The 5,597-nt window shown below is 63.7% G+C and carries 3 protein-coding genes; 1 reads left to right on the forward strand and 2 read right to left on the reverse strand.

Annotated features, from left to right (window positions below):
• On the reverse strand, positions 1 to 408 hold a 408-nt coding region (locus tag EOA22_RS22915), incomplete at its 3' end, for an AsmA family protein (RefSeq protein ID WP_127390235.1).
• 289 nt (positions 409 to 697) lie between these two features.
• Between EOA22_RS22915 and EOA22_RS22920 the strand changes: the two genes are divergently transcribed.
• Positions 698 to 2,656 (forward strand): acetoacetate--CoA ligase, encoded by a 1,959-nt coding sequence (locus tag EOA22_RS22920; RefSeq protein WP_127390236.1) that lies wholly within the window; start codon positions 698 to 700, stop codon positions 2,654 to 2,656.
• A 324-nt stretch (positions 2,657 to 2,980) separates the two neighbouring features.
• Here the strand turns inward: EOA22_RS22920 and EOA22_RS22925 are convergent.
• The coding region (locus tag EOA22_RS22925; RefSeq protein WP_127390237.1) for a histidine kinase dimerization/phospho-acceptor domain-containing protein at positions 2,981 to 5,597 on the reverse strand (2,617 nt) is incomplete at its 5' end.

Raw genomic sequence — 5,597 nt, forward strand, 5'->3', positions numbered from 1 at the left:
CCCGCCGGTCGGGACAGCGGGCAGGAAAAGGCCGGCAGGCGTGCGCTGGACCCGGATCGTCGGCCGCACCAGCCGCGCCGTCGAAAACACCACGTCGCCGCGCAAGGCCGCCATGGCGGAAAGGTCGACCTCGACCCGTTCTGCCTCGACCACCGGCGGCGCCTCGGTGTCGGTCCATTGTGACAGCGTCACATCGGTCAGGATGGCGCGGAATGTCGGCCAGACCTCGATACGCGGCGAACCGTCGATGGCGACACGGAAGCCGCTCCACGCACTCATTTCCCAGGCGATGCGGTCGCGCACGATACGGGTGGAGGCAATCAGCGGCAGGGCGGCAACGACCAGCGCGACGACGATCACGGCAGCGCCGATCGCCCATATTCCGCGCCGGATCATAGATGATGGCATATGGCCCCGTATGCTTCCATTCCGACAATCGCCCGACGGGTGTAACCCCAGGTGTCACCACGACCCCGGTCGTCACCACGGCCCCGGTCGTCACCACGACTCCAGTCGTGACCAGGACTTCCGGCCGTCACTACGACTTCAAGTTGTCACTACGACTTAGGGCTGAGGCATTTCAAGTCTTTATGGCCCGGCGATGGCATTTGCGCACATCTGGTCGCATCAGCCGAACAAAATCTTGCTCTGCTGCGCTGCGATATGCATAAGCGATGGCGACCGTGGAGGAACGATCATGGCTGCCGAACAACCGCTCTGGACCCCGACGCAAGACCAGATTGACGCAGCACCCTTGACCGCCTTCACCAAAGCCGCCGGAGTCAAAGCCGGCGTAGCGTTTTCCTCGTATTCGCAGCTTCACGCCTGGTCGGTCGAGGACCGTGAAGGGTTCTGGAGCCTGGTCTGGGATTTCTGCGGCATCGTCGGCGACAAGGGCTACAAGCTGCTCGTCGACGGCGACAAGATGCCCGGCGCTTCTTTCTTTCCCGATGCGACACTGAATTTCGCCGGGAATCTGCTGAAGAAGACCGGCTCAGGCGACGCAATCGTGTTTCGCGGCGAAGACAAGGTCGAGCGCCGGCTGTCCTGGAACGAGTTGCACGCGCTGACCTCGCGGCTGCAGCAGCTTTTCCTGTCGCTCAAGGTGAAGAAGGGCGACCGCATTGCCGCCATGATGCCCAACATGCCGGAGACCGTCGCCGCCATGCTGGCCGCCGCCTCGGTCGGCGCCGTCTGGTCGTCCTGCTCTCCCGATTTCGGCGAGCAGGGCGTGCTCGACAGGTTCGGCCAGATCGAGCCCGTCGTCTTCATCGCGCCGGATGGCTATTGGTACAATGGCAAGGCGATCGAAGTCGCCGACAAGATCGCCGCGGTCGCGGCCAAGCTCGGCACTGTCCGCAAGATCCTGGTCGTCGACTATCTCGGCACATCGAGCGATGTCGCCGGGATCATCGACAAGGCGGTGGCGCTGGAAGAGGCGCTGTCGCCCTTCGCCGGCAAGCCCGTCGCCTTCGAGCCGCTGCCGTTTTCGCATCCGCTTTACATCCTGTTTTCGTCGGGAACGACCGGCATTCCCAAATGCATCGTCCATTCGGCCGGCGGCACGCTGATCCAGCATGTCAAGGAACACCGGCTGCATGCCGGTCTCACCGACGGCGACCGCTTTTTCTACTTCACCACCTGCGGCTGGATGATGTGGAACTGGCTGGTGTCGGGGCTCGCTTCGGGTGCGACGCTGCTGCTCTATGACGGTTCGCCCTTCTACCCCGACGGCAATGTGCTGTTCGATTTCGCCGATGCCGAGAAGATGACTTTCCTCGGCACCTCGGCCAAGTTCATCGATTCCGTGCGCAAGGCCGGCCTCAAGCCGATCCGCACGCATGATCTGTCCACTGTGCGGGCAATCTCCTCCACCGGCTCGCCGCTGTCGCCGGAAGATTTCCGCTTTGTCTATGACGGCATCAAGAAGGACGTACATCTGGCCTCGGTCTCCGGCGGCACCGACATCGTCTCCTGCTTCGTGCTCGGCGTGCCGACGCAGCCGGTCTGGACCGGCGAGATCCAGGGACCCGGCCTCGGCCTGGCCGTCGATGTCTGGGACGACGACGGCAGGCCGGTCCGACAGGAGAAGGGCGAGTTGGTCTGCGCAAAAGCCTTTCCGGCGATGCCGATCGGCTTCTGGAACGACCCCGATGGCAAGAAGTACCGGGCGGCCTATTTCGAGCGCTTCGACAATGTCTGGTGTCATGGCGATTTCGCCGAATGGACCGAGCATGGCGGCCTCATCATCCATGGCCGCTCCGACGCCACGCTCAACCCGGGCGGGGTGAGGATCGGCACGGCGGAGATCTACAATCAGGTCGAGCAGATGCCTGAGATCCTGGAAGCATTGTGCATCGGACAGGACTTCGACAACGACGTGCGCGTCATCCTGTTCGTGCGCCTGGCCGCCGGCGTGCAGCTCGACGAGGATCTGGAAAAACGCATACGGGCAAAAATCCGTAGCGGCGCGAGCCCGCGTCACGTGCCGGCAAGGATCGTCGCCGTCACCGACATCCCACGCACCAAGTCGGGCAAGATCACCGAGCTTGCGGTGCGCGACGTGGTGCATGGCCGCGCCATCAAGAACAAGGAGGCGCTCGCCAATCCAGAGGCGCTTGAGCTGTTCAAGAACCTGCCGCAATTGGCCGAGTAGCTGCTAATGCATGTCGCTCAAAAGTGGCCCGGTTTTGAGGCAACGACACGTATGAAAAAGTGACTTCGGAATGGTTAACGAAATATCTCGCTAGAATTTACCTAGATTTCATGAGTGGTACACATTCGTAAATTTTCCGGCGCCCCGGTAAGGGGTTGTTAAGGTCCGGCGTCGATAGTCGCAGGTAACTTGAGGGAGAAATCCCGTTCCTCAGCCCCGAGGATCCGAATTCGCTCAAGCCCCCGTTGTGACAGCAATCCCATCTCTTAAGGCGCCTTTGGGCGCCTTTTTCTTTTTATCGGGATCGAAGCGTGGAGGGCTGATCTATTCCGCGAGCACACGGGTCGATGGAAAAGCGACCTCGACCAAGGTGCCTTCGCCCGGGGTCGAATTGATGGTGAACCGGGCACGGTTGGCTTCCACCATCGCTTTGGTCAAAGGCAGTCCAAGCCCGGTGCCGTCGCCGCGTCCGCGCTTCAGCGCGTTGATCTGCTTGAACGGCTTCAGCGCCTGCTCGATCTCGGCATGGCTCATGCCGATGCCGGTGTCGCGCACCCGCATGACGACGTCGCCCGACGTCTCATAGGCGGTCGAGACGATCACCTGGCCGCCGGCCTGGGTGTAGCGGATGGCATTCGACAGGATGTTGAGCGCGATCTGGCGCACGCTGCGCAGGTCCGCCACCACTTCCGGCAGCCGCGAAGCGAAGCTGGAGCGGATGATGACCCGTTCGCGATTGGCCTGCGGCTGCATCATCGCCACCGTCTCGGCCAGCGTGTCGTTGAGCGACACCGCCTCATAGGCCATCTCCTGCTGGCCGGCCTCGATCTTGGAGATGTCGAGCAGGTCGTTGACCAGGTCGAGCACATGATTGCCCGAGCGGTTGATGTCGCGCAGATAGTCGCGGTAGCGGTCGTTGGCGACAGGTCCGAACTTCTCGTCGACCATCAGTTCGGAAAAGCCGATGATGGCGTTGAGCGGGGTGCGGATCTCGTGGCTGATGCGGGCGAGGAAATCGGTCTTCTGCGAGGACGCGCGCTCGGCCACCGCACGTGCCTGCGTCAAGTCCTCTTCGGCCCGCTTCCACTGCGTGATATCGCGAACGACGGCGCAGAAGCCGCTGTCGTTGGGCAGCCGGCCGATGGTCATGAACAGCGGAATGAAGCGGCCTTGCGATTCGCGACCGATCACCTCACGGCCGTCGTTCATGACACTCGCCACGCCGGGCTCGGACAGTCCGTTGAGATAGTCGCGTGCCGCGCGCTGACTTTCGATGGCAAACAGCGAGGCGAACGGCTTGCCGGTCACATCGTCGCTGTCGAAGCCGAACAGTGCTTCGGCCGGCCGGCTGATCGATCGGATGGTGCCGTCACGGCCGATCAGCACGACGCCGTCGGTGGCGGTGTCGATAATGGTGCGCATCTCGGCGATGCGCACCTTGAGCTCGGAAATATCCGGCTGCGTCTGCTCGTCGCCAACCACATGCAGGCTCGCCGGCGCATCATCCTCGCCGGAGCGTCGCACGACCAGCATCAGCGCCTTGCCGTCGCGCCAGGGGACAGAGCGCAAAATGGCCTCGATCGGGAATTCCTGTCCATCACGCGTCTTCAACCGCAGCGCGCGATCGGTGCCGTCGGAAACGCCGTCGTCGGCATAGGGGTCGGCAAACAACGCGCCGAGGCCGCCGGCATCCGCCAGATCGTCGAGCGCCTCGTAGCCGGTCAGGCTGAGGAATTCCTCGTTCGCATAGTGCAACTGGTCTCCGGAATGGATGAGCAGCGGCACGGGCAGCTTACCGAGCAGCGACGTGTCCGGGGCCTTGTGTTCATCTCCGGCGGAAAACGCCGACGGCACGAACCCTTCGGCCTTGAGCGGCGGAACCTGCAGGCGAGGGCGCTCGACGCGTATTTCCGCAGCGTCGCCTGCATTGACGGCCTGCGCGGCAACCGCCTGCTCGTCAGGCGATGCGGCTTCCTCGTCGGGCTGCGCCCAATCCTCGCTGTCTTCGGCATCGCGAAAATCTGCTGACGTCATGCTGTCGTCATCGAGGACATCATGTGTCGCGTCAGTGGCTTCAGGCTCTTCGCCGGGCGAAACCGCAGCGGTGTTCTCTGGTTCCGCCGCCACGGGGCCACGTTCGTCATCTTGGCCGGCATAGTCCAGCAACGAGCCCGTCACATTCATCCCAGGGGGGGCTTCACGAGCCGCTTCGTCCGGGTGACCGTCAAGCCGTGCCAGATCCTGCTCGTCTTCGGCATCGACATCGGTCTCGGATGGCTCGACCGGTTCGTTCTCTGGCCCTGACGCAGGGATGCCGCCGGTGCGCATCGGGTCGTCGGACGCCTTGACCGGAGCCTCGGTCTCCGCTGCCGACGCCTCAGCAGTCTCAGTCTCTGGTGGCTCGACCGGAGCACTCTCCTTCTTCAGCCGCTCGCCGATTTCGCGGAAGGCGCTGCGTTCCAGGGTCGAGAGGCCCTTGTCGTTGGCTGGCTGGCGATGTTCGGCGAGCCGGATCACCTTGTCGGCAAAGCGCCGCTCCTGTTTCGGCACGATGGTCAGCGCCGGCACCTCGCCCTTGAACGGATCCGATGCCTGAGCGTCCTCGGCCCTGGGCTCCTCAGCGTTCGGCTGTTCGGGCGCGGGTTGGATGACTTGCGGTTCCGGCGTTGCCGGCGCCCGGCCATTGGGCACCAGCGCCATGCCGATGGCCTCCGGATCGACGACCGCGTCGCTGGCGCGGGCAACGCCGAAGCCGCGGAAACCCTCGAAGGCGCGGCTGCGCCCATAGACAGGCAGCGCCGCCAGGTCGACGGGTATCTTCAGATCGGTGCCGACGACCGGCCACAGCACGGAGCGTCCGGACCAGGTATCGCGCCGTTCGAGGAGCCCCGATATCTCGCCCGCGGGGTCGAGGCCGAATGTGGCGGCGACATCCCTGACG

The sequence above is a fragment of the Mesorhizobium sp. M7A.F.Ca.US.014.04.1.1 genome (assembly GCF_003998745.1).
GTDB lineage: Bacteria > Pseudomonadota > Alphaproteobacteria > Rhizobiales > Rhizobiaceae > Mesorhizobium > Mesorhizobium ciceri.

Coding starts and splice junctions, on each gene's coding strand:
- EOA22_RS22920 (WP_127390236.1), top strand. CDS start 698: ATGGCTGCCGAACAACCGCTCTGGACCCCGACGCAAGACCAGATTGAC.